We start from the raw sequence: 25,040 nt of genomic DNA on the forward strand, positions 1-25,040 counted from the left end.
CTAGCGCGGAAAGCGGGTGCGGAAGAGATGAAGTCGATGAACAACGCAATGAATGATACGGCTACCGAATATCGAACGCCGGATGGGGCGCCAACGGATATCGTTATTTTTACGATTACTTCGAGGGAGCGCTTATCCAGGAAGAAATCGCTCCCTATTAGAGAGTTGAAGGTATTGCTGATCGAACGGGGAAAATGGCCCTTCGCCAATCAGTGGGCATTGCCCGGAGGATTCGCCACCGAGACGGAAACGATTCATGAATGCGCCAAACGCGAGCTGAGGGAAGAAACGGGAGTAGAGGGAATTCATATTGAGTACTTCAACGTATACAGCTCGATGGGCAGGGATCCGAGAGGGTGGATGATCTCCCATGCGTTCTTCGCGTTGGTGAACGAAGCCTATCTCTCGAATCGCAAAGCCGCGGACGATGCGGCAGGCGTGAAGCTGGTTCCTGTCTCCGAGGCATTGGAGATGCCGCTAGCCTTCGATCATAATCGGATTATACGGGATGCCCTGGAGCACATTCGGCTAAAAATGTTAACGACTACGATCGCCAAGCAGTTCCTGCCGAAGGAATTTACGATGAGCGAGCTGTATCAAGTAATCGAGACGGTCGTTCCGGATTTCGTCGAAAAAAATTTCATTCGAAAAATCACTTCTACGCAAAGCCGTAAGGGTATACTGGAAGTTGTAAAGGACGCTTACGGTAACTCCAAAGGATCGAATCGCTATTCCCAACGATCCGCGCAGCTTTACCGTTTTACGGAATACCAGCCTCAGCTGTCCATTTACAGCTAGGCTTTATTTTTTAACCATTGATCCTGTCAAAATCATATCATCAACTCAGATGAAAATAAGGAGAGGGCCGCAAATGAAAGCATTGATCGTGATCGATTACACCGTCGATTTCGTTGTCGGGAAGCTGCCTGTCGGTAAGCCTGGGGTTGAGATCGAGACTCGGATCCTCGAGATTGTCGAACAATTCGCCAATAATGGAGACGACATCGTAATGGCGGTAGATCTCCACGAGGAAGGAGACGCTTATCATCCCGAGACGAAGCTGTTTCCTCCCCACAACATTCGGGGAACGGAGGGCAGGAAGCTCTACGGCAAGCTAGAAGATTGGTATGCCGCTAATGAGCGGCTTGTTTACTGGATGGATAAGAAACGGTATAGCGCTTTCTGCGGAACCGATCTGAAACAGAGGCTTCGCGAGCGAAATATCGTTGAAATTCACCTTGTCGGCGTCTGCACAGATATTTGCGTGTTGCACACTGCCGTGGATGGCTACAATAAGGGGTTCCGCATGATCATCCACGAAGACGCGGTAGCTAGCTTCAATCCGTTAGGGCACGAGTGGGCGATCGGACATTTCGAGAAGGTGCTTGGCGCTCGGATTGCAAACAAGGGGAGAGGCACCGATGAATGACGCGAACCTAACGCTACATACGGATAAATATCAGATCAACATGATGTACGCGCACTGGAAAAGGGGCTCGATGAACGAGAAGGCCGTGTTCGAAGCGTATTTTCGCAAGCTGCCTTTCGGCAATGGGTTTGCCGTATTCGCGGGGTTGGAGAGGATAGTCGCGTACATTCGATCGCTTGCGTTCAACGACGAGGAAATCGAATATCTCCGTATGCAAGAAGAAAAATACGATGAAGATTTCCTCTTGGAGCTGAGGAAGTTCAAATTTACGGGCAACCTGTTCGCGATGAGGGAAGGTACGCTCGTCTTTCCGAACGAACCGCTCGTTCGGGTGGAAGCGCGCGTGTTCGAAGCGCAGCTTATCGAGACGGCGATGCTGAACTTCATGAACTATCAGACGCTGATCGCGACTAAGGCGGCTCGGATTAAACAAGTCGCGACGAATGAACGCCTGCTTGAATTCGGGACGCGTCGCGCGCAGGAGGCGGATGCGGCGGTCTGGGGAGCTAGGGCGACTTATATCGCCGGGTTTCATGCGACGTCCAACATGCGCGCGGGCATGCTATTCGGCATCCCGAGTTCGGGCACGCATGCGCATTCCTGGGTTCAAGGTCACGATAGCGAAGAGGAGGCGTTCAAGGAATACGCCGAAGCCTTGCCGGATCATGTGACACTGCTCGTAGATACGTACGATACTTTAAGGAGCGGCGTTCCTAACGCGATCAAGATCGCAAAGGAGCTGGAGCAGCGAGGCAAACGTCTGAAAGGAATCCGGCTCGACAGCGGCGACTTGGCTTATTTGTCTAAGCGGGCGAGGAGCATGCTGGATGAAGCGGGATTCACCGATGCGCTAATCGTGGCTTCCAACGATCTTGACGAAGACATCATCGCCGAGCTTAAGGCGCAGGGCGCGAGAATCGACGTCTGGGGCGTCGGAACGCAATTAATTACGGCTTTCGATCAGCCTTCCTTAGGGGGCGTATATAAACTCGTCGCAAGAGAGAAGAACGGCATCTTGGAGCCGGTCATCAAGATTTCGGGCAATCCGGAGAAAATATCGAATCCAGGCGTGAAGGAAGTCTATCGTGTCGTGAACCGACAGACTGGAATGGCGGTTGCGGACTATATGTGTTTACCCGAGGAAGAGGAAGAAATTCGCAAGGGGCAACCGATCAAGCTAAGCGATCCGCTTCATCCTCACCGGTCTATACTTGTTGAAAATTATGAAGCGATTGCACTATTGCAACCTATTTTCGATAAGGGAGAGTTAGTCTACGAGTTGCCTAAGTTGGATGAAGCGCGAAGCTTTCATCAGGACCAACTCGGCCATTTCTGGCCCGAGCATCTCCGCAAGTTGAATCCGGAAATGTATCGCGTCTATTTCAGCCGTTCGATATTGGAATTAAAGACAGAGCTGTTGAACAAGTATCAAGGTTAGTTACCGCAAGACATAAATGGGTACAAGTTATGCTTGACACTGACACGGTTAGTAGCCTATCCTTTCCTTCTACATCTTGAGGGTAACAGGGGAGAGAAATTCGTGTCATCGAAGACGTCGCTTACGCTGTTGTTGGTTAATATTTTTCTGGCCATGCTTGGCATCGGCCTTATTATTCCGGTTTTGCCCGAGTTTCTGAAAGAATTCGACGCCGGCGGACAAGCCGCCGGTTACTTGGTTTCGGCTTTCGGTTTGACGCAATTCATGTTCTCGCCGATCGCGGGCGAGTGGTCGGACAAATACGGCCGCAAACCGATGATCGTTATCGGACTTAGTTTGTTCGCGCTGTCTAATCTCTTGGCGGCTGTAGCAGGCGATTTGACGATACTTTTCGTGTCAAGGTTAATCGGAGGAATCGGCTCCGCGGCTTTGATTCCTTCCATTATGGCTTATTTGGCCGATATTACGACGGACGAGCAAAGAGGCAGAGGTATGACGCTGTTAGGCGCAGCCATGTCTTCCGGATTCATCATCGGTCCGGGAGTCGGAGGGTTACTTGCCGAATTCGGGATACGGGCGCCGTTCTTCGCCTCTGCGGGAATCGGTCTAGTCGCGATGTTATGCAGTTTGGTTCTGTTACCGGAATCTTTATCCCCGGAACAAAGGCTGAGGCGCCGACAATCCAAGGATAAAAGAGAAAGCGTGTTTCGGCAACTGGCGTTGTCGTTTAAATCCAAATATTTTATTCTTTTGTTTATCGTTTTTGCTCTAACGTTCGGCCTTACGCATTTCGAAGCGATATTTCCGCTATTCGTCGTGCAACGATATGGATTTACTACTCGGGATATCGCCATTCTGATCATGGTTTGCTCTCTGCTGGGCACCGTTAATCAACTGGTGTTATCGGGCTGGCTAACTAGGCGCTTCGGGGAAAAGGCGATCGTGGATTACACGCTTCTGTTGTCGGCGGTCGCGCTCGTGCTTATGCTTTTGTCGGGAAATTTCTTCTACGTGTTGATCATTATGATGCTCTTCTTTACATTCAACAACATAATGCGTCCTACGTTAAACACCTTGTTATCGAAACAAGCCGGCGAGGATCAAGGATTCGTAGCGGGGATGAATAACGCCTACATGAGCCTCGGCAATATTTTCGGACCGGCGCTTGCGGGAATTTTATTTGACGTTCATATGAATTTGCCGTACTTGTTCGGAGCATTCGTACTGTTCGTCAGCTTCTTAATCGCGTTTAAGTATATTAGGAAATAGAAGGAAAGTTGCGATGGGCTAGCGCGGAATGATAGACTAATGGGATAGCCACAGCATTGAAAAACATCAAGTGAAAGCAGGCTGACCCTTGAGCATGATTAGAGTGGTAACCGATTCTACCGTCGATCTATCCGATGATATTTTACAGGAGTACGGCGTTGAAGTCGTCCCGTTATCCTTATGCATTGATAATGAAACGTTTCTCGATCGCGTGGATATTCAACCGACGGAATTTATCGAGAAAATGCAGAAGTCCAAGGAGCTTCCCAAGAGCTCCCAGCCTCCGGCAGGCGCTTTCCTTGAAGTATACGATCGACTGGGCGGCGATGGTAGCCAAGTTCTTTCAATTCATATGACCGGTGAAATGAGCGGGACCGTGCGATCAGCGGAGATGGGCGCGGAAATGTCCGAATCTAACGTAACCGTGGTGGATTCCCGATATATTACGAAAGCACTCGGATTTCAAGTGTTGGAAGCCGCAACTATGGCGAAGCAAGGCCGAAGCATGGCTGAAATCCTCGAAAGACTCGAACAGATTCGTCTTCAAACCCGGTTGTTCGTGGTCGTCGATACGCTGGACAATCTGGTTAAAGGCGGCCGAATCGGCAAAGGCAAAGCTTGGATCGGTTCCTTGCTGAAGATTAAGATCATCGCCACGTTAGACGGGGGAGAGTATACGCCTGTCGCGAAAGTCCGGAGCAAAGCGCATGTGATCGATTATTTGGCGAAGCAATTTGCGGAGGACGTGAAAGGCAAAGCGATCAAAGGAGTCGGGCTTGTGCATGCGGCTGGTTACGAACTGGCATCGAAGCTGAAAGACTCCATCGTCGCCATGACGGGATTCGATAAGATCAGTATCGAAGACACGACGCCGATCATTAGTACGCATACCGGCGTCGGGGCGATCGGATTTACTTATTATTTTGAGTAGGACAACCTATTGATTCAGCATGCGTTTATCGAAATCAAGCTAATCTATGATCGCCTTAGGGCGGACGGGGTTGGCTTTTTTAATGGAAAAAAAGGGGGAATCCGGACGGTTGTCGAATAGGAGATAGCGGAAAGTAATGGAAGGAGCTATAAATGTGGGGAAACTGAAATTTTCGTTAAGTTTTATTATGCTATGGATCGCTCTATGCCCGACGCTAATCGTCAATGCGGCACAGCCGGAAGCGAAAGAGTCAGTTGGGCTTGCCGAATTGGAACCGATAGTTCTGCCGAAGCCGCCTTTCCAGTATTACGTGAGCAAGTTCGCGGACGCCGGCCCTAAGTCAAAGAAAACCGTGAAATTATCGTTGACCAAGAAATCCGTTAAGAACCTCCCGTTCGACCAGAGTTTCGAGGATTACGCCTTGTTCGCGGACAAGGAATACACCGTTCCGAATTCCTATAGGTCCATTGCCGGGAATTTGCCGGAAGGAACTCCAACCGAATATCGAGGAGAGATGCTCGTTAGGGCGATAAAGGGGAAAAACGGCGTTTTTCTCATCTACGGACGCGATTTCGGCGAAAACCGTTACCTGGTCGCTATGGACAAGTCGATGACGAAGGTTTTGTATGCTTACGATTTTATCAATTACGCTTATGCACCCAAATACTTGAAGGCCGATTACGATTATATTTATGAGCAAATCCAGTGGGCTTACGAAGAGGATGGCATTCTTTACGTTTCGAATAGCCATCGGACATATGCCAAGAGTTCCAAGGGGATGAATGGATACGTTACGGCGATCCGTCTATCCGACAATAAAACGTTATGGAGATCCGCATCGCTAGTCGGCAATGCCCGTAGCTTCGAAGTCGTTGGGGATGTCATCTTGTCCGGCTACGGTTTTACGGCGGAGAAGGATTATCTCTACCAGATCGATAAGCGAACCGGCAAAACGCTCGACAGAGTCGCGTTAAAAGACGGTCCCGACTATATCGGCAAACAAGGAAACGAAATTGTCGTCTACGGATACTCGGTCGTGACCCGATTTCAGTTAAAGTAATTCTCATGCCCATGAAAAACCTCCATCGCCGCTTAACGTGCGGAGTTGGAGGTTTTATACGATTGCTGATTGTTAAATGATAGTATCCGAAAGCTGAATTCCCGCGTATTTGTTGACGAGTTGCACCCTGTTTTTAATGTCCATCTTCTTGAAGATGTTTGAAAGATGTTTTTTGATCGTAGCTTCACTTACGAAGAGGAAACCTGCGATTTCAATATTGGAATATCCTCGGATTAACAGTTCGATGATCTCCTTCTCGCGATCCGTCAGATGCGTTGGGTGCTGATCCTTTTGTTCGATTTCTTCTAGCAAACCGAGCGAAGCGATCATCGTATTCAGAAAGGGATGAAGTTTATCTCCGCGCGTGTCGGCAACGAAGACGGGGGTGGGCGTATGTTCGTCGTAGTCGTAGTGGACAACGCCGGATTCTTCGCATCCTAAGCTCGAGATGATGGCTTGAGACAAAGGGTGAGGCGGAGGCGAAGCAACGATATAACCGGGAGATAACATATGGGTAATGAAGGTGATCCCGGATGATTGCAACATTGTAGGGTCGGCGAAATCGTAGGTGTCGAGCGTTTTGATAAAATACCCCGCTCTGGACGATCTAGGCACCTTTAACTCGTTTTGCTTAGATTCGGGCAGATGGTTGAAGTAGTTCGATGAAAGCGGTTTGGCTTTCAAGTAGTCCAGCGTATATTCGTTAATGGGGATAATGACCGATAAACCGCAAATCGTGCCATGTGTATTACGGGTTAGCGTAACGAAACTTGGGTCGAGCTCGGTGAGCTCGTCCAGATCGACATGTTTTAATCCATAGAGGCTGTCCCGGACCGTAATACTGAACTCGACTTCTTCGTTCGTCGCTTTGTCCACGTACCGGACTTGTGTTTCCTTGGCGGTAGCATGGCGCTGCGCGATGTATCGTTCGGCTTCGGCACGATTCGACGCCGATAGAGGCTCTATCGAGTAGGTGATCGAAGTCTGGAAAAAGAACGATTGGATCAGTCTATCGCCGATGTAATAGAAACACTCGATATTTTCCCATGCTTCCAGCTTATCTCGCGCAGAGTTTTTGATTTTTTCGTAATAGTATAGAACGCATCTTTTCCACAACCGATCGTAATCTTGCGGAACAAGCAATCTCATATTTTCATTGATGGCATTGCGGAATAAATCATGCAGCAACCACCCCTGCTCGACCTTGCGGACGAACGAATAACCGATCAGCTTGCGAAAATACTCCGTCGCGACGGGTCTTCCCAATACATAGGATAGGGACTGATGATCGAAATGTCGCAAGACGGAAGCGGCTTCGACGATCTCGCGCATAAGAACGTTCGGAATTTCCTTTAACCAGATCGGCACAAGGCGATTGAGAAGCTCGTCATCCATGTATGTTTCATCCTGTAAGCTAGCGGTTAACGCCGTTGCGGCGAGTAAGCTAAGCGTTAATGGGTGACCGCCGGTTCTGTGCCAAATCCGGTTAATAAGATCATCTTGATGAATCCCGGATCGCATGAGCAATTGTTTGACCGAGTCGTAATCCAATTCTCCGAGAGGCATTGGAGTTATCCTTTGACGCTGAGAAGACTGAGCATACCATTGAGCGTTTAAGGGAGTTCTGCCGGAAATAAGGAGGAGCACGGAAGGGGCCAGATGAGCGACGAATTGTTCTCGCAGCCAATTTTCCATTTCGCCGACCTCTTCGAACGTGTCGAGAGCTAGAACGAGTTTGTTGTCTTTAGAAGTATTTCGGATCGTATTCAGGCATAAGTCGAGCAGATGATTAAGGTCTTCCGTGCTTTGGATGGATGGGATAGGATAACGGAGCAGACGCAGAAGATGCAAACAAAACTCGGGAGGATTACGGGTGAAGATCGGAATATCCAGCAATAGAAATTTGCTGCGTGCATCCGTGCTGAGACGCCGGAATTCATCCAACAAGTAGCTTTTTCCGATACCTCCGCTTCCATAAATATTAATAATTCGACTCTGGCCGTTATTAGCCGATAGATGTTGGAAGAACGTCTGGATTTCTTGATCTCTTCCCAAGAGAAGCTGCCGTTCCATTTCGCGATCGCATCCAATCTTATTTCGTATAAGAGATCGTCACTGAGCTTTCGCCCGGCATCTTAGAAGATTTGGCAATCGTGATGTAGAAGATCCAAGAGGCCGTGCTCCCGGTAAGGGAGACGCTATCCGTTACGGGCTCGTCTTCGTAGTTATATTTATTATCGGCAAGTACTTTACGATAACGTAGTGCCGTGTCCTTGAAATCGGTCGCTAGTTGATACGAGAGCTGATAGAAGCCGTCTCCTTTAGTTACTCCGTCGCCTGTTCGTACTGCGGATATTCCTTTGGCGCCTTCTAGAATCGGGATATCCGTCGGTACATCGGGAGGTAGAGTCGGGCTAGGTTGGTGGGCAAGCGCAGTCTTCGCGGTTTGTTGGTCCGACTGGCCGGCACCTTTTCCGTCAATCCATTCGGCAAGTTGGCTGCATCCGACGAGTAGGGATAAAGAGAGGATGGCAATCGAAACGATTAAACTCTTTTTATGCGCGGGACCCATGAATTCACTCCTTGCTCTGAATCAGATCATCATGATACAAATTGTATCAAATGAGTGAAAAATAAGCAACCGCATGGGTTAATTCTTAAGTTGAAAAGTGCTTGTCTGAACGGAATAGTTCCATTATGGCTCAATTGGTGCTCCATTCGGTAGCGCGTGTGGTCGCGTAACCGCCGGAAGCTTAGAGAAAGCCACAAATTCGGAAAGATAAAGTGGTTAGTGAACCCCTTTGGCGCCTAACCGATTGATGGGAACATGCTCATTGCGTCGACTCTAGGAAAAACCAGCTACTTACTCATCTAATCATTCGAAGTAAATAAATTTATGGATTTATACAATTAATTTCCAAGGAATCCCACCAATATAAGCAAAAAAGCGTACTTCGCGGACGTCACTGCTTTGGGAAGAGTGACTGTAATGAAGATAATGGAAAAGATCGCGAGGGGATGGAGATTGTGTTTCTATTGTGACTAATCTAAATGATGACTAATCTAAATGATTGCATTCACGAATAGGGCGGGCTATAATTCCAAGTGATCGATAACTCGTACCAATTGAATAGTTTAATATGCCTATGGGTGCCTTATCGAAAGCAACGATTAAGGTTAAAAGGGAAGCCGGTGCGAATCCGGTACGGTCCCGCCACTGTGGAATAGGATTTGGCCTTCGCATAGTTTCCGCTCGGATTCGGCGAATGGACTGGCGAGTTCCGTCGGAATCCTATCAGTCAGACGACCTGCCCTAGGCGCGGCAGACGAATTCCTTCGCGGATAAGGATACGGCTCACTCGGGAATTTACATAGCGAAAGATAACATTCCAATTCCCTGTTTGCTGAACCCTAGTCCGTGATTTGCGGTCTAGGGTTTTTTGGAACGATTAGACGGGTTACCATTCGATGAAATTCTACTCATATTAACGCTCGGTACAATTCTGAGTATGAAACGATGAAGATAAGGTGCTTTGAGTGCGCTGCGAGCTGGGTCGGTGAACAAACAGACAGCGCCGGGCATCCGTAGGTGGAGGTAAGGTACTCTCAGTGCGCTAAAGTAACGGATTATTTCACATAAAACGATCGAGAGAGGAAATGATCTCATGACTCCGAACGTCTCTCAACAACTGCAATTTATGACCCAATCCATTAAACCAATGGATTTAGATGCGATGGAGGCTGCTCAGCTTCGGCTGGATAGCTTGACTAAGCCGCCCGGCAGCCTGGGCAAGCTCGAAGCTATCGCCAAGCAAGCGGCGGGGATAACCGGAGAAAGCCTCCCGGATCTGTCCCGAAAAGCGGTTATCGTTATGGCGGGCGATCATGGCGTGTGCGAAGAGGGTATTAGCGCGTTCCCAGCCGAAGTCACGCCTCAGATGGTGCTGAATTTCTTAGGCGGCGGAGCTGCGGTTAACGTGCTGGCACGCCATGCGGGAGCGGATGTCGTCTGCGTGGACATCGGCGTAAACGCGGATCTGCAGCACCCGGAGCTTGTGTCGCGCAAGATCCGCAAGGGCACCGCGAACATCGCGAAGGGAGCTGCGATGTCCCGGGAAGAAGCGGTCGCGGCCATCCGCGTCGGCTACGACCTCGTGTGCGAGCTCGCCGCCAAGGGAACCCGCGTGTTCGCGACGGGAGAGATGGGCATCGGCAACACGACGCCGAGTGCCGCCATGCTTGTCGCTCTGGCGGGAATCCCGCTAGAGCAAGCCGTTGGCCGCGGCACGGGCATCGACGATGCCCGCTTGCGGCATAAGCGCGGCGTCATCGAGCGCGCGCTGCAAGTGAACGCCGCCGACCCGGCCGATCCTCTCGACGTCCTCGCGAAGCTCGGAGGACTAGAGATTGCCGGCCTCGTCGGCGTCATACTAGGCGCTGCCGCCAATCGCGCCGTAGCCGTCATCGACGGCTTCATCTCTTCGGCCGCGGCACTTGTCGCCGGCCGCCTTGCTCCGCAAGCTTTGCCATACATGATGGCATCACATATGTCTCTGGAACAAGGGCACGCCGGCATGCTGGAAGCGGTCGGATTGTCCCCGATGATTCACATGGATATGCGTCTTGGCGAAGGTACGGGTGCGGTATTATGCTTTCATTTGATCGACGCGGCAGGAAAGATCATGCGGGAAATGGCAACGTTCGAGAGCGCGGGAGTGTCGCAATCATGACGGATAAATATGTTATCGCGGGTCATCGACCGGCGCGGACGTTGATGATACAAGGGACGGCATCGGATGTCGGCAAAAGCATCCTGACGACGGCGATATGCCGCATCCTTGTTCAAGACGGGTATGCCGTAGCCCCGTTCAAATCGCAAAACATGTCGCTGAACAGCTACGTGACGCCCGACGGTAAAGAGATCGGACGCGCGCAAGGCATGCAAGCCGATGCTTGCGGCATCGCGGCCACGACCGACATGAATCCGATCTTGCTCAAGCCGACGACGGATCGAGCTTCGCAAGTCGTCGTGCACGGAAAGCCGTACCGCACGATGGACGCATTCAGCTACCGCAACGAATATTTAGCCGAAGCCGGCCTTATCGTGAGGGAAGCCTTGAACCGGCTTCGCGCCGAGTATGATGTCATAATCCTCGAGGGCGCGGGCAGTCCCGCGGAGATTAATCTTAAAGATCGCGACATCGTGAACATGAGAATGGCGGGCTGGGCGGACGCTCCGGTTATTCTGGTCGCGGACATCGACCGCGGAGGCGTATTCGCTTCGATCGTCGGAACGTTGGAGCTTCTAGAGCCGGATGAACGGGCGAGGGTAAAAGGGTTTATCATCAATAAATTTCGCGGCGATGTCGGGCTGCTTCAGCCGGGTCTGGATTGGTTGGAAAATCGGACGGGCAAACCGGTACTCGGCGTCATTCCGCATATCGATAAACTGAGACTGGAATCGGAGGATTCCTTGTCGATCCAGACCTCTTCCTTGGCTGCCGGGACGGATGAAGAGCGATTGGACATCGCGGTCATCCGGTTTCCGCGCATTGCGAATTTCACGGACATCGATCCTCTCTTCGCGGAGAGGGATACGTCCGTGCGGTATGTGACTCGGGTCGAAGATTTCGGACAACCCGATATTGTCCTGCTCCCCGGGAGCAAAAACACGGCGGAAGACCTTTTGTTCCTTAAGGAAACGGGGCTAGATCTAGCCATTCTCGCTCATCGAGAACAAGGGGGATGGCTCACGGGCATTTGCGGCGGTTATCAGATGCTTGGACAAAAGCTGCTTGACCCGGATGGCATCGAATCCGGCAACGAGTATTTAGCCGGCCTTGGTTTGTTTCCGATGGAAACCGTATTCTCGCCGGACAAGAAGACGGAGCGCGTCTTCGGCCAAGCGATCGGATGGAGAATCGGTGAAAATAGCGCCGATAATAGCACTGAAGATGGACGTACATTCCCGATGAACGTACCGATCGAAGGATACGAAATCCATATGGGAATCACCTCTTTTATCCAATCCGTAGAACATCCGATGAGCATCGGACTAAAGCGGGAACCTGGAGTTTCGGAAACCCTGTATCATGAAGGGGCTCGATCGACGGACGGCAAAGTATGGGGAACTTATATTCACGGAATATTGCATAATGACGAGTTCCGGCGCAATTGGTTAAACGCGATCCGATCCGGTAAGGGCTGGATGCCGCTCGAAGGGCTATTAAACTTTAACGGGCTGCGCGAAGCGGAGTTCGATCGTTTAGCCGACCATGTGCGCCGGTATATGAACATGCCTAAAGTATATGAAATCATAGCAACGGGACAGGAGAACGGACAATGAGCGACAGCCCTATCGGAACCGAATTGGAGCCCTTCGGTCACGGGGGAGACCTTGTAACCGCATCAAGTCGATTCGGTATTCCTTCGAGCGAATGGCTCGACTACAGCGCGAACATTAATCCGTTAGGTCCGCCTGTTCAAGTGATGGGTGCCCTCTCTAACGGATTTCGTTCGATCGTCAATTATCCGGATCCGGCACATCGCGAGCTGAAGCGGTTGCTGTCAGATAAGCTTGGCGTCGCGACGGATCATCTGATCATCGGCAACGGCGCTGCGGAAAACATGGCTCTCGCCTTGCTTGGCTTGGATATCCGCTCGGTCGGCGTAGTCGCTCCATGTTTCTCGGAGTACGCGCAATTAGCGGAGCATTTCGGGGCGGAAGTGTTCACGGTCGTGGGCAAAGAAGAGAACGGCTTTCAAGCCGACCCGGACGATCTCCTGCCGCTCCTGGAAAAGGTAGATTTACTGTTCCTCGGCCACCCGAACAATCCGACGGGGTTGACCTATACGTTAGACCAGCTTCGAACGGTCGCCCGGTTCGCGGAACGCGCTTCTACTTATCTTGTCTTAGACGAAGCTTTCATCGATTTTATCGCTCCCGATGAGCGCGTAACGCTGTTGCCCGAGCTTGAGCAATATCCCCATGTCATTCTGATCCATTCGATGACGAAGTTTTACGCGATTCCCGGTCTCCGTCTCGGCTATGCGATTGCCGCTCCTAATCTCGTCCGGAAGATGACGCGCAAGCAGGTCACTTGGAGCGTTAACGGCTTGGCTCTCCTCGCCGGACAAGCATGCCTGCACCCGGATGTAGCCGAATATGAAAGAAGGACGCGCGAGCTTATTGCGCGGGAGAGGGATTTTCTGCAAGAGGAGATCAAGAACGGCTTCGGTTGGCAAGTGTGGCCCGGGGAAGCGAATTTTCTGCTCGTCAGGGTCGGGAAGGCATGGACGGCAAGCTCGCTTCAGCAGGCGTTAGGTCCTAAAGGCGTTATGATCCGAAGCTGCGCCATGTACGAAGGGTTGACCGAGAGAGACATCAGGATCGCGGTACGCGGCAGAGAACATAACGAACGGTTATTGCAAACGTTCCGGGAAGCGAATCGGGAAGCCGAGCGGGAAGGGAGGGGAGTTGCCGAATGAAAATCGTCATGGTCACCGGGGGCGTTCGTTCGGGCAAAAGCGCATATGCCGAGAAGCTTACGCTCGAGCACTCCATGGTTCCTTCTTCTAATGACAGAGTCCTATATGTAGCTACCGGTATGCGATACGACAATGAAATGGATATGCGAATCGAACGTCATCTGCAACGCCGTCCGTCTTCGTGGGACACGTTGGAAGCTCCGGATGAACTATCCACGGCAGCCTATCGGGGATATGGCGTCATTCTTGTCGACTCGTTATCTGCATGGATCGGCAATAAATTAATGGCCGTCCCGGAAGAGCGATGCAGAGACGTTGAAACGACGCAGTTCGTCCAATCGCAAATTCGGGAATACCTCGCGGAATTGATACAGTCGGAAATGGTCGCGGTCATCATCGTCACGGATGAGGTTGGATGGGGTGGGGTAGCCATGACCCCGCTCGGGCGTTGGTTTCAAGACGTCGTAGGCGAGGTAAATCAGCAGCTTGCTGACCAAGCCGATGAGGTTATTGCCGTTATTAGCGGATTGCCTTGGAGGTTAAAGGGATGAGCGCATTCTGGCAGGCTGTCGGCTTCTTGACCCGGTTTCCCGTTCCGGCTAAAGCTCAGACCCTGAAGGGATGGGATAACAGCCCTCGCTACTACCCTGTCGTAGGTCTTATGCTCGGAGCCGTCATTTGGTTAGTCGGTTGGCTTGCGGAGCTCGGATTCGGATCGTTTGGTTTCACGGTGTCCGCAGTCGTAATCGTAGCCTCGTGGATCTTCTTGACCGGAGCGCTTCATCTGGATGGCTGGATGGATTTAGCGGATGGTTTGGGCAGTTACCGCAGCCGTGAACGGATGCTTGAAATTATGAAAGACAGCCGAGTCGGAGCCATGGGCGTCGTCGCGGCCATCGTTCTCATCGGTCTGAAGGTTGCGGCCTTGCAGCAACTCGTTATTCATGACGAACTCGCCATAGTCGCAATGGTGCCGGCGGTAGCAAGGTTTGCGCTTCTTGGCGTTATCTATATTTTCCCATATATACAGGTTCAAGGCTTAGGCACCGGGTTGCGACAAGGCGTAAATCGAGCTAGCCTCGTGCTTAATCTGCTCTTGCTGCTAGCCGTTGCGTATTTCATCGCAGGATTCATCGGATGGGTAGCGATAGGCGCAGTCATCGTTGCCGCGTGGCTATTCGGACGATTTATCGTGCGCAAGTTAGGCGGCTTTACCGGAGATGCTTACGGCGCTCTTGTTGAAGCGATGGAAACTTTTATGCTGCTGATCATTCTGATTCTAGTCAATCATTTCGGGTAAGCCAACGGGCAATCGCTCACGAATTCAAGCAGCATTACCATTTCCCCAGCTAGGGCTGACGCATTAGAATTGTTGTCTGCCAATATCAAATAAATCTTAGTGTATTTCCTACACTTAGTTCTGGGTTATTGCCGACTCACTCCATCTAATTGTATTTCGTACAACTCGTTTACCGCATTTCATGTCATCCACCTCAAACCCGCACATCTAGTTGCACTTTTTGCACTTAGTCTGTAGATGAGAGATATTTTCCTTAGATTAAGTGTACAAAATACACTTAGTGCGAGTTCAAAAAGTCCGGTTTTCAGCACCGAGAAGGTTGAAAGAAGCTTAGGGACTGAGGAACGGAGCGTAGGAAGAACCTACGTGAGTACCGGAAGGCCCGGCTGAATTCAAGATTCGATGTCGAGTACGCTTCTAGATAGGCTTCGTGATCAAAATTGGACTTTTTGAATAACCTCACTTAGTCGGTGCAGAAAAAATAGATAGGCTACACTCTAATGCATTAGCCCTGTTTCCAAGCTAACGCGGTATAGATAAGTTGGTTTCGTCGGCGTTACTAGCGGTAAAATTATCCGAAATTATCGTACAGCTCGCGCTTGACTCGATATGCATTAATTTCGTAAGCGATTGTCATGGGTAAGCCAACGATTTAGAATAAGTATCTATAGACAGGCGGGAGAACATAGATGACACAACCTTTTCGCGATCGTACGGTTACGGTCTATCGATCCGCCTTATGGCCGGAGCTGGAACTTCGCTATGTCGCGAATGAGGGCCATGTCCTAATCCGCAGCGATGACATCTACGATGTGCTCAGCAATGCGCCTTATCGCGGCGGGGCTAGCAAAGCGAATCGATTCGTGAACTGGAAGGTGCCCTTAACCTATAATTGCTCGGATCCCGCATCGATGATGCGTGAAGAGATGCACCTGTGGGGATACCCGCCGGATATGGCGATCGGACTGCAGACTGCCGCTCATATTACGCACAGCGCCTTCGCCGAAGAGAACGGAGACGAGTTTAAGCTGCTGGTCTGCGCATCCGCGGGAACGGGTAACGCGGCCAGAGCCGGTCTTGTTCGCGAGACTTTCTCGGCATACGTACCGGGGACGATCAATATTATGATTTTCGTCGATGGCAAGATGACGCATAGCGCCATGGTGAACGCGATCATTAGCGCAACGGAAGCGAAGAGCGCCGCCTTGGACGATTTGAAAGTGAAGGATTACGCTCATGATCGCGTTGCGACGGGAACGACGACCGACACCGTCCTCGTCGCGGTGAGTCAATCGGATACTTACGCGCCGATCCATCAATATGCCGGGGCGGCGACGACGATCGGCAACGCGATCGGTCGGCTTGCGTACGAAGCAGTATATGAAGCGGTTCGGACGCAGGGAGAACCCCTATTATGATAGAAGCGGGAATTATCGCCAGCGCGTTTATTATCGATCTGGCGGTCGGAGATCCGAGAGCGCTGCCTCACCCTGTCGTCGGGATGGGATATATTATTCGTAAATTGGAGCGACCTTTGCGCAATTTGGCTAATCAGAGGTGGTTCCGCAAGCTTTGCGGCGGTTCCGGGTCTTCGAGGGGCAGAGCGTTGAAGATAGCCGGGGTCGCATATCCGATCGTGCTTGTCGGAGGTTCTTTCGCGCTTACTTGGCTGTTGATCGGTTTGTTATTCCGGTTACACCCTTGGCTCGCGTATGGGATGGAAGCTTGGCTGATCTCTACGACGATCGCGACACGCGGTTTAGGCGATGCCGGAATGGACATTTATCGTTTGCTTAAGCAACGGGATCTGCCGAAATCCAGGCATGCGTTGTCCATGATCGTAGGTCGCGATACGGATACGTTGGATGAAAGCGAGATTACGCGCGGGGCGGTAGAAACCGTAGCGGAAAATATCGTTGACGCCATCCTATCCCCGCTATTGTTCGCGTTAATCGGCGGCGCTCCGCTTGCCATGGCCTACCGTGCGGCGAATACGCTCGATTCGATGGTCGGCTATAAGAACGACAAATATCTCGATCTCGGTTGGGCATCGGCGCGCTTCGATGACGTAGCCAACTTTATTCCGGCTCGGCTCTCGGCGTTGTTCATCGCGATCGCCGCTTCGATGCTCCGCCTGCCGTTCAAGCGCTCTCTACGCACGGTGAACCGCGACGCCCGCCTGCATCCGAGTCCGAACAGCGGTTTCCCCGAATCCGCGGTAGCGGGAGCCTTGGGCGTACAGCTTGGCGGCCTCAACTATTACAAAGGCGTAGCATCGGACAGGGCTAGAATGGGCGAGCCCCTTCAACCGCTCAAGGCCGACCACATCAGGCTGACCGTTCGTCTCATGTATGTGAGCTCGACATTATTTTTGGTTTTGATAGTCGTTGCTGCCGCGCTGCTAAATTAAAATACCGTATTCGATTAGGCGGCCCGTGGGGTCGCTATTTTTTTTATAATAAAAGTGTAATGATAGAGCAAAACCGACGTCTAATTCCATATAAAGATCGCGGAAGCGGATGGGAGGGGCAAATGGACGGATATTCGAAGATCGAGGAGTGGTTTCTGACCTATGGGTCCGATGTCCATCATTTCCTTGTCTACTATACGGGCCAGAATCAGGTGGAGGACCTCGTTCAGGACGTGTTCGCGAAAGCGATGAAAGGTTTGCATCGTTTCGAAGGAAGATCGAGTCCGAAAACATGGCTATTCTCAATCGCCCTTCGCGTTGCCATGGACGACCAGAGAAAGAGGAAGAGGATCGGGTTGCTAGGGCATCGATTGAGAAGAGAGCAAACGGTGTCCGTCCCGACTCCGGAGGAAATTCATTTTCATCGCGAGGATCTGCAAAGCGTGTATGTCTGTCTGATGAAGCTCAAGCGCACGTATAGAGACGTGTTGCTTCTGCGCGTGATGGAAGACTTCTCGGCTAACGAAACGGCGGAAATTCTGAATTGGACCGCTACTCGGGTTAACGTAACGTTACATCGGGCGATCAAGAAACTACGAATCCAATACGAGTCGTTAGAAGGAGGCGGGAAACTTGCTACGGGAAGAGAATGAGATGGACTTGCTTGAGCGGATCAGACAAATGCCCAGAAAGCAGTTGAGTGCGGATGCGGAGCAAACGATTCTTAGCAACCTTAGACGATTGAATGGGCAAAAGCAGCAGAATGTCAAGAAAAATAGAGTTTGGCAGAACGCGCTTCTTGTCGCTTCCGTTCCGGTATTGCTGGTATGCCTGTTTTTGATACCTGCTATTATGGAAAAATTTTCTTACAGCAATATGGTTTCCAAGAGTCCTCCGATATCCTCTAGCACTACGGAGTTGAGTCCTAAGTTTGATTTAGTCGCTAAAGACGGCAGCGTGATCTACTCCGATCGTCTCCGAGGCATTAAGGGTAAAATCGCATTTTCGGAAAATTACGAAATCGTAGCGAAGTCTTATGAGACGGTCTCGAAAATTTTCTGGTATGCATGGGGAGATCCTAGTCTGCTTAACAAAGCCCAATTGACGGCTACGGCGGTAAACCTGGATACGGGAGAGAAGTTTCTAGCCAATGAATCGACGCTCGGCAGCCCCATTAACGGGGCGGACGCTCACGCGGTCACGAATTTCAATCCTTTTCCGAGCAAAGGAAAATGGAGATTGGACGTGATGCTTAACGAGCAGCCTTATGCTTCGATCGTCATTCCCGTAAAAGACGAATACATCCATACCGATACGGCCCGATTTCTAGTCTCCAAGGACGATGCGGTTACCGGGACTTTGACCACGCTACTCGTCGTACAGGGACACGACTTAGGCGATTCTGTAAAAGTACGCGCTTTTCCCTTTAATAACGAGGATGAGGTTCGCAGCTTCACGTTTCACAGCGGTGGTGAGTTTATTCAGGCTAACGATCTGATTCCGATTACTCAGTTCTCGGGCAATCTGGAATTCGATACCCCCGGCAAATGGCAAATCGAGGTGAATGGCGAGAAAACGATCGTGAACGTTAGAGAAGGACGGTAAGTAAAGTTTGATAAAATAAGGTTGCCTTACACATAATTTACCTCTGATAAGCCCACACTGAATACGAATAAATTCCGTGGAAATGGGCTGATGCGTATGTGTAATCGATATTCGTTAACGGCGGAGCTGTCGGATCTGACTGAGGATTTCCGCATCGACAGCGTTCATGTTCCCTATTTCATGCGTTACAATATCGCGCCGACCCAACAGGTTCCGATTATTCAGCAGATCGGCGAAGAACGCTGCTTGAACCAGCACCGGTGGGGTTTAATGCCTTATTGGGGCAAAAACTCGATCAACGCGAACGTGGATACGCTGGGAGACCGGCAATATTTGCGAACGATGCTGACGAAGAAAAGATGCGTCGTTCCTTGCAGCGGATTCTACATTTGGAAGCAGGAAGGCAAGAGCAAAAGCGCTTGGAGAGCCGTCCATCGGAAGAAAGCAACGTTCGCGATGCCGGGTATTTACGATGTATGGCTCGATTCGGAGAAAAACGAGTTTCCGATGTGCACCGTCATTACGAGGGGATCCGCATTCGATACCGACCACACGCTGCCGGTTATATTGGATGAAGAAGCGATGGACTTGTGGCTCGATCCGAAGGAAACTCGGACGGAAATGCTTCAGTCGCTGCTTCAATCTCTGCCGGACGCCGATTTCAGAACCTACCCCGTGACGCCGTTCGTGGAAAATATCGCCTGGGAAACACCGGATTGCATCGCGGAAGTCCACTCGTCGTTGTCGCTCGTTAAAATCTAACCGATTTTGAGTTCTTTGCGGAAAAGAAAAGCAGCTTCGCCACTGGCGTTGGCTGCTTTTTTACGTGCGTCAAGCATGGGCGCAATCATAATTGTCGCTGCTTCATTGCGCGATCGCGCAATTAATCGTGCGTAAGTTCCTTTACAATCTTGCGGAGCATACGGATTCGGTGAGATTTGCTTGAATGGTATGTTTACTAAGAAGTCATTCCAGTAGACATTCATAAGGAGCAACGACATGAACATTGTAACAAGAACGTTTCGAAGCTTGCTTGGCGTAACGCTCGTAATCGCTTTGACTATTCCGTCGAATAGTTATGCAAGTACGCCGGCAACACAATCAAACGGGCCATCCGATCCCCATGAGGTCGAGAATTTTATGGACGGGTTTTTTCGACGGGCCGATGTGAAAACGATGCTCGTTGGCGCGGTAGTTGCAATAGTCAGCGGAGATAAGGTACAGCTTAATAAGGGGTATGGCTACTCTAATCTAAAGCTTCGGTCGCTTGTTGATCCCGACCGTACGTTGTTCCGGGTAGCTTCGATTTCGAAGACGATAACGGCAACGGCCGTGATGCAGCTTGCCGAACAAGGGAAGGTAGACCTTGATGCCGACGTGAACCGATACATGGCAGGGGTTAGCATTCCTAATCGGACAGGGACGACATTAACGTTGAAGCATCTGTTGACCCATACAAGCGGCTTCGATTACACGGATGGGACGGAGGATGAGGGAGATCCTTCGGAAGCTCCGTTACCGTTGGAAAGCTTTGTGAAAGAGCAGCTGCCGACGGTCGTTCGCAAGCCTGGCGAAGCGTTCCGCTATGATAACTACGGTTATGATGTGCTAGGTTATGCGGTTCAGAGCGTGACAGGCAAGCCTTTCGAAAAGGTTGCCGCTAACGAAATTTTTACCCCGCTCGGCATGGTAAACAGCTCATTCGCGCTAACTCCGAATGTTCAATCCAGGATGGCAACTCCGTATGACGGAGAAGGGAATCCCCTTCCTCAGTATGCTACGATTCCGAGCATCTTGCCGGACGGGGGAATGATCTCGACGGGAGCGGATATGGCAAGGTTTATGCTGGCGCAATTAAACGGCGGCAAGGCGATCGGTTCCGGTTCTTCGATTCTGAACGCGACATCGATTAACGCTATGCAACGGCTAAGCGTCTCGATTCATCCCGGCATTCCGGGAGTCGGCTATGGATTCGAGTCATCGTATCCAAGCTTGAACAATGGTCAGTATGTGGTAGATAAAAGCGGTGTTTCCTCGGGGTTTCAATCCCACTTGTGGCTGCTTCCGGACCGTAAGGCGGGCCTGTTCGTGGCGCTGAATAGCACGCGGGATGCCAAGAAGCTTCGAGCGGCGCTGATTCAAGCTTTTATGGATCACTACTATCCTAAAACAAATGAAACTGAAACTTTGACTCCGCTTCATCTCAAGAGGCAGCAGCTTCAGCGGTTTGAAGGGGAATACAGCGACCTGAGAATGAAATATTTGCACTACGGGATCACGGCGCATGACGACGGCTTAACCGTCAACGATTCTAATGGAGAGCATGAGCTTATTCCGATTGAACCTTTGCTATTTCGGGATTCAGAAGGCAAGCTTGCTGCTTTCAAAGAAGACGACAAGGGAAACATCGCTTATTTTTCCTACAGCAAGGCGGATAGTTGGTCCGAAAGATTGCCGGATAGAAAGCTCTACGCCGATGTGCCGGACAATCATCCGTACGCAAAATTCATTTATTACGCACAGCAGCAGAGCCTGCTTCGGAAAGAGGAAGAACCGGCCTTCAGGCCGGAAGAGACTATAACGCGTGCCGAATTCGTTGGTCAATTAATGACTTTAGCCGGGGATCCGCTTTCTAATGAACCTAGTTTGTTCGTAGATACGAACAACCAACGCTATGCTTCCGAAATTCAAACCGCATTAGAATACGGCATCATCAAGGGGACGCCTGGGGGGCGATTCGAGCCAAACCGTCCAATGACTAGGCAAGAAGCGGCTATGGCGTTAACTCGCGCGCTTCTGATCGGTCTCGGTTCCGCGGGAGCCGTTCCGCTCGAAGCCGAATTAAAGGGAGATACCGACCCGTGGGCCATTAAAGGGGTGGAAAACGTGGTCGCGCGCGGCTACTATGGGCCGGAAGTCGTTAAGGATGCCGAGGGTAAGGTCGATTATCGTTCCAAACAGCCTATGCTTCGTCAAGAAGCCGCGGCTATGTTTTACCGATTTCCGTAGGGAAGAGAATAGAGCAAACATGATCCTGCGGGCATGTTTGCTCTATTTCCTATCTATCGGATAAGATCTGTTATACTCGAATTGGGTGATCGACAATGATACAATCAAGCCTGTTTCAATTCAAGAGCAAAGCGGAAAGAGGGATTATTCTCTCTATCGTTTGTTTTGTTCTTTTTGCTTCCTATGTCCATTTAGTATCTATTAAAGCTCCTTACATAGGCATTGTTTTTTCTCAAGCTACGGCCACAAGCGGCGTCGTGATAGCGGTTAACGAAGGCGGAAAGGCATTGGACTGGGGAATACAGCCTGGCGACCGGCTTCTTTCCGCTGAAGGCAACCCCTATCCGAGATTATACGTAAAGGGCGCGGAGGCTGAATTAACGAAAGCCGTGAGCATCGTCGTGGAGAAGCGGGACGGGCAGCGACTCGTCTATAGAGCGGAAGCCCGACGGGCGGATTTCACCGTCATGGTCGTCTCCTTAATAATGGAGGCGATGCTGCTAGGCATTGGCTGGAATGCCGTTCGAGCCAAGCCGGAATCGCGAGTTATACGACAATTTTATACGTTAAATTATACGATGGCTTTAATCGTGCTAACGATTTACTCCAGAGAGAAAAGCCTGTCCGACATCGTTGTCACCTCCTGCGCGATTTGGCTGCCTTATCTGATCTTTTCCTTTTATCTCCTGTTCGTGTTTCGCGCTATGCATTCCAGATTCGGTAAGCTGCTGCTCGCCATTCGAATGTATTCGATTGCCCTTTCCGCCTACATGATTTATCTGATTGCCAGCAGCGGAGAGGTATCGAAGTGGGTTTCCGATCTCTTAAATCTGTCGACTGTGTTGACCCTTATTACGTTGGCGTGCATTACGCTCTTTTATTGGAAATCGTTTCATCGATTAGAAAGAAACCAGCTCTTGCTGCTGTTCTCCGGGCTATTCTTGAGCATGACGCCGCTTACGTTCTTGTATGCGGTTCCGGTACTCCTCGGAAACGAGGCGATCATTCCGCTCAGTTACGCATTGATCGGTCTTCTTCCTTTCTCGGGATTATTGACCTATCTGCTCGTTGTCCGAAGCTTGTTAACGATGAAGATAAGTTCAAGAAGTTTGCTACATCATCGCCGGGCCGAGCGACTACGGGAGAACTGGATGTCGCAGCAGAAGCTGAGCTTGTCCATTCGATTGTCGGAGAAGAAGATGATCCGAGATCGGATGAAAAGAGTAGCTTATAGCCTTCATGGCATGATGGATATCGGGGGAGTTTGCTTAATCTGGCGGCAAGATCGTCGTACTTATGCATATGCTACGAGAATCTACTCTGGAACGGAGAATGCGGTCGTTGCTGCCGGTAAGATCAGCGCGGAACAATTGGCGCAGCATTTTGGGTTCGATAAAGTAATCGCGCTTTCAGATGATAACGGGGAGCAGACGCTCGGATTCTTATGTCTAGGGTATTCGCCTAATCACTTGCGGTTAACGGACGAAGAGGAGCAAATTCTATTCGAGGCGGGCGAGGATGCTGTTCGAATATTGACGGAAACGGCGCGCCTGTCCGAGTATTATAGAGATGATAGGCTAGCTAGGGAGCAGTTGATGCGAAGCGGGCGAACAATGTCCGACGTTTCGTATGATAGCGAGGCTCTGATGGAGGAGTTGGAGTCCCATCGAATGCGCACGACCAATTTTCTTCATGATAACTTGCTGCAAAACTTGATTTTTTTATCGCGGGATTTGGAGGAGCTTCACGATTCGGGTTCGGCCTCCCAGGAAGAGGTCGCCGTTTGGCTAAAGTGCGTTTATGATTCCCAACGAGATATTCGAGCTTTATGCGACGAGTTATATCCTCCCATTATCGATGAAGGCAACCTGAAGGAAGCACTGCAATGGCTGCTTAGGACGATGAAGGAAAAAGGCGATACGAGCGCGAATCTTCGATACGAGCTTAAGACGAAGGAGTTGGAGCGCGAGACGGTTAAGATTGGCTTGTTCCGATCGATTCGGGAAATCGTCTATAACGTGTTCAAGCACGCTCAAGCGGAGAAGATGACGATTCATTTGTGGGAAGACGAACATACGATTTATTGTGAAATAAAGGACAACGGACGGGGATTCGATGTATCGAAGGTGCTTGATTCGGCCGTTCCGGGCGAGCGTCGATTCGGACTTCTATCCGTGCATAGTCAAATTCGCCGTCTCGGAGGGGATATCGACATTCATTCCGAGCTAGGCAGGGGAACCGCGGTGACGATTATCCTTCCGCTTGATAAGGAGGTTTATGACGATGAAGATTTCGGAAAAGGAGCAACGGAAAATTAGAGTCGTGTTGCTTGACGACCATCCCCTTGTCATGGAGGGCTTGAGAAATCGGTTAGAAAAGGAGCCCGATATCGAGGTTCCGAGAACCTTTGGCGATCCGCGAGAGCTGCTTGCCGGAATTGAAGACTGTCGGCCGGACGTGCTGATTATGGATATTTTCATGCCACATATGAGCGGGTTTGAACTGGGCAGAGCGCTTAAGGAGCGGTATGGTCATTCTCTGAAAATTATTTTGTTGTCCGGCTACACTTACGATGAATTTTATAATAAAGCCTATGAGTTAGGCGTACATGCCTACTTGTCCAAGCAAAGCACGTATGCTCAGATCATTAACGCGATTAGGCAAAGTATGCTGGGACACGCCCTTGTTTCCGAAAAGATGCTCGCGAAAGCGGTAGATCCTCTCACGCCCGCTGAGCTAGAGGTGCTGAAACAAGTGGCAGAGGAGAAGACCAACAAGGAAATAGCGCTATTGTTTTCCATTAGCCAACGAACCGTGGAGTACCATCTGAATGCAATAAACCAGAAGCTTGGAGTCAAGTCTCGAATCGGCGCCGTCGTGAAAGGGTACGAAACGGGTTTGCTGGGCTCTTTGCCGCTGACCGAGGACGATCAAAGATAAGCGCCAATCAGCCACAATCGCTTCAAGTCGAAAAATGTTGATTAAAGTCGATATCTATGGTTCAATTTGGATGAATCTCGTGAAATATATTCCAGCAGGGTCGGGGAGAATCATTGTCTTTTTTTGTGCTGGAAGAAAGAAGTGTGCGCTGTGGAAGCTAT

General features: G+C 50.6%; 21 protein-coding genes and 1 riboswitch. Of the genes, 19 read left to right on the forward strand and 2 right to left on the reverse strand.

Going from position 1 to position 25,040, the window contains the following annotated elements:
• Positions 1 to 36: 36 nt before the first annotated feature.
• From HH215_RS02330 to HH215_RS02355, 6 genes are all read left to right on the forward strand, one after another.
• On the forward strand, positions 37 to 798 hold the full coding sequence (locus tag HH215_RS02330) for an NUDIX domain-containing protein (RefSeq protein ID WP_169278432.1): 762 nt from the start codon (positions 37 to 39) through the stop codon (positions 796 to 798).
• 73 nt (positions 799 to 871) lie between these two features.
• Complete coding sequence (locus tag HH215_RS02335) at positions 872 to 1,429, forward strand: cysteine hydrolase family protein (RefSeq protein ID WP_169278433.1); 558 nt, start codon at positions 872 to 874, stop codon at positions 1,427 to 1,429.
• Positions 1,422 to 2,867: a nicotinate phosphoribosyltransferase gene (locus tag HH215_RS02340; protein WP_169278434.1), complete on the forward strand. Its 1,446-nt coding sequence runs from the start codon at positions 1,422 to 1,424 to the stop codon at positions 2,865 to 2,867. The genes HH215_RS02335 and HH215_RS02340 overlap by 8 nt, the downstream gene beginning before the upstream one ends.
• Positions 2,868 to 2,969: 102 nt before the next feature.
• Entirely contained in the window at positions 2,970 to 4,136 is a 1,167-nt protein-coding gene (locus HH215_RS02345; protein ID WP_169278435.1) for an MFS transporter, read from the forward strand.
• Positions 4,137 to 4,224: 88 nt separating this feature from the next.
• On the forward strand, positions 4,225 to 5,067 hold the full coding sequence (gene fakB / locus HH215_RS02350; RefSeq protein WP_169278436.1) for a fatty acid kinase binding subunit FakB: 843 nt from the start codon (positions 4,225 to 4,227) through the stop codon (positions 5,065 to 5,067).
• Positions 5,068 to 5,221: 154 nt separating this feature from the next.
• A complete protein-coding gene (locus tag HH215_RS02355) occupies positions 5,222 to 6,127 on the forward strand; it encodes a hypothetical protein (RefSeq protein ID WP_169278437.1) in 906 nt (301 codons plus the stop codon).
• 72 nt (positions 6,128 to 6,199) lie between these two features.
• Here HH215_RS02355 and HH215_RS36795 read toward each other — a convergent pair whose 3' ends face one another.
• Together HH215_RS36795 and HH215_RS02365 are read right to left on the reverse strand one after the other, a co-directional pair.
• The gene (locus tag HH215_RS36795; protein ID WP_169278438.1) at positions 6,200 to 8,200 is read right to left on the reverse strand and encodes a helix-turn-helix transcriptional regulator; all 2,001 of its coding nucleotides are present in this window, start codon (positions 8,198 to 8,200) and stop codon (positions 6,200 to 6,202) included.
• A 19-nt stretch (positions 8,201 to 8,219) separates the two neighbouring features.
• On the reverse strand, positions 8,220 to 8,699 hold the full coding sequence (locus tag HH215_RS02365; protein WP_169278439.1) for a hypothetical protein: 480 nt from the start codon (positions 8,697 to 8,699) through the stop codon (positions 8,220 to 8,222).
• A 558-nt stretch (positions 8,700 to 9,257) separates the two neighbouring features.
• Positions 9,258 to 9,457: riboswitch (cobalamin riboswitch) on the forward strand.
• 335 nt (positions 9,458 to 9,792) lie between these two features.
• Here HH215_RS02365 and cobT point away from each other — a divergent pair.
• From cobT to HH215_RS02430, 13 genes are all read left to right on the forward strand, one after another.
• Entirely contained in the window at positions 9,793 to 10,857 is a 1,065-nt protein-coding gene (gene cobT / locus HH215_RS02370; protein WP_169278440.1) for a nicotinate-nucleotide--dimethylbenzimidazole phosphoribosyltransferase, read from the forward strand.
• On the forward strand, positions 10,854 to 12,473 hold the full coding sequence (locus HH215_RS02375) for a cobyric acid synthase (RefSeq protein ID WP_254450346.1): 1,620 nt from the start codon (positions 10,854 to 10,856) through the stop codon (positions 12,471 to 12,473). Before cobT ends, HH215_RS02375 begins: the two co-directional genes overlap by 4 nt.
• Positions 12,470 to 13,615 carry a threonine-phosphate decarboxylase CobD gene (cobD, locus tag HH215_RS02380; protein ID WP_169278442.1) on the forward strand — a complete coding sequence of 382 codons (1,146 nt, stop codon included), beginning with the start codon at positions 12,470 to 12,472 and terminating at the stop codon, positions 13,613 to 13,615. The genes HH215_RS02375 and cobD overlap by 4 nt, the downstream gene beginning before the upstream one ends.
• On the forward strand, positions 13,612 to 14,166 hold the full coding sequence (locus HH215_RS02385) for a bifunctional adenosylcobinamide kinase/adenosylcobinamide-phosphate guanylyltransferase (RefSeq protein ID WP_169278443.1): 555 nt from the start codon (positions 13,612 to 13,614) through the stop codon (positions 14,164 to 14,166). Before cobD ends, HH215_RS02385 begins: the two co-directional genes overlap by 4 nt.
• Positions 14,163 to 14,915, forward strand: a complete 753-nt coding sequence (gene cobS / locus HH215_RS02390; protein ID WP_169278444.1) for an adenosylcobinamide-GDP ribazoletransferase — start codon at positions 14,163 to 14,165, stop codon at positions 14,913 to 14,915. The genes HH215_RS02385 and cobS overlap by 4 nt, the downstream gene beginning before the upstream one ends.
• A gap of 689 nt (positions 14,916 to 15,604) precedes the next feature.
• Positions 15,605 to 16,333: an adenosylcobinamide amidohydrolase gene (locus HH215_RS02395; RefSeq protein WP_169278445.1), complete on the forward strand. Its 729-nt coding sequence runs from the start codon at positions 15,605 to 15,607 to the stop codon at positions 16,331 to 16,333.
• The gene (gene cbiB / locus HH215_RS02400; protein ID WP_169278446.1) at positions 16,330 to 17,325 is read left to right on the forward strand and encodes an adenosylcobinamide-phosphate synthase CbiB; all 996 of its coding nucleotides are present in this window, start codon (positions 16,330 to 16,332) and stop codon (positions 17,323 to 17,325) included. Before HH215_RS02395 ends, cbiB begins: the two co-directional genes overlap by 4 nt.
• 122 nt (positions 17,326 to 17,447) lie before the next feature.
• Positions 17,448 to 17,978, forward strand: a complete 531-nt coding sequence (locus HH215_RS02405) for an RNA polymerase sigma factor (protein ID WP_169278447.1) — start codon at positions 17,448 to 17,450, stop codon at positions 17,976 to 17,978.
• The gene (locus HH215_RS02410) at positions 17,959 to 18,930 is read left to right on the forward strand and encodes a hypothetical protein (RefSeq protein WP_169278448.1); all 972 of its coding nucleotides are present in this window, start codon (positions 17,959 to 17,961) and stop codon (positions 18,928 to 18,930) included. The genes HH215_RS02405 and HH215_RS02410 overlap by 20 nt, the downstream gene beginning before the upstream one ends.
• 90 nt (positions 18,931 to 19,020) lie before the next feature.
• A complete protein-coding gene (locus HH215_RS02415) occupies positions 19,021 to 19,692 on the forward strand; it encodes an SOS response-associated peptidase (RefSeq protein ID WP_169278449.1) in 672 nt (223 codons plus the stop codon).
• 237 nt (positions 19,693 to 19,929) lie between these two features.
• On the forward strand, positions 19,930 to 21,939 hold the full coding sequence (locus tag HH215_RS02420) for a serine hydrolase domain-containing protein (RefSeq protein WP_169278450.1): 2,010 nt from the start codon (positions 19,930 to 19,932) through the stop codon (positions 21,937 to 21,939).
• Positions 21,940 to 22,034: 95 nt separating this feature from the next.
• Positions 22,035 to 24,257 carry an ATP-binding protein gene (locus tag HH215_RS02425; protein WP_169278451.1) on the forward strand — a complete coding sequence of 741 codons (2,223 nt, stop codon included), beginning with the start codon at positions 22,035 to 22,037 and terminating at the stop codon, positions 24,255 to 24,257.
• Positions 24,223 to 24,879, forward strand: coding sequence for a response regulator transcription factor (locus HH215_RS02430; protein ID WP_169278452.1), 657 nt, complete (start codon positions 24,223 to 24,225; stop codon positions 24,877 to 24,879). Before HH215_RS02425 ends, HH215_RS02430 begins: the two co-directional genes overlap by 35 nt.
• Positions 24,880 to 25,040 lie beyond the last annotated feature (161 nt).

Origin of the sequence: Cohnella herbarum, assembly GCF_012849095.1 — a bacterium.
GTDB classification, from domain to species: domain Bacteria; phylum Bacillota; class Bacilli; order Paenibacillales; family Paenibacillaceae; genus Cohnella; species Cohnella herbarum.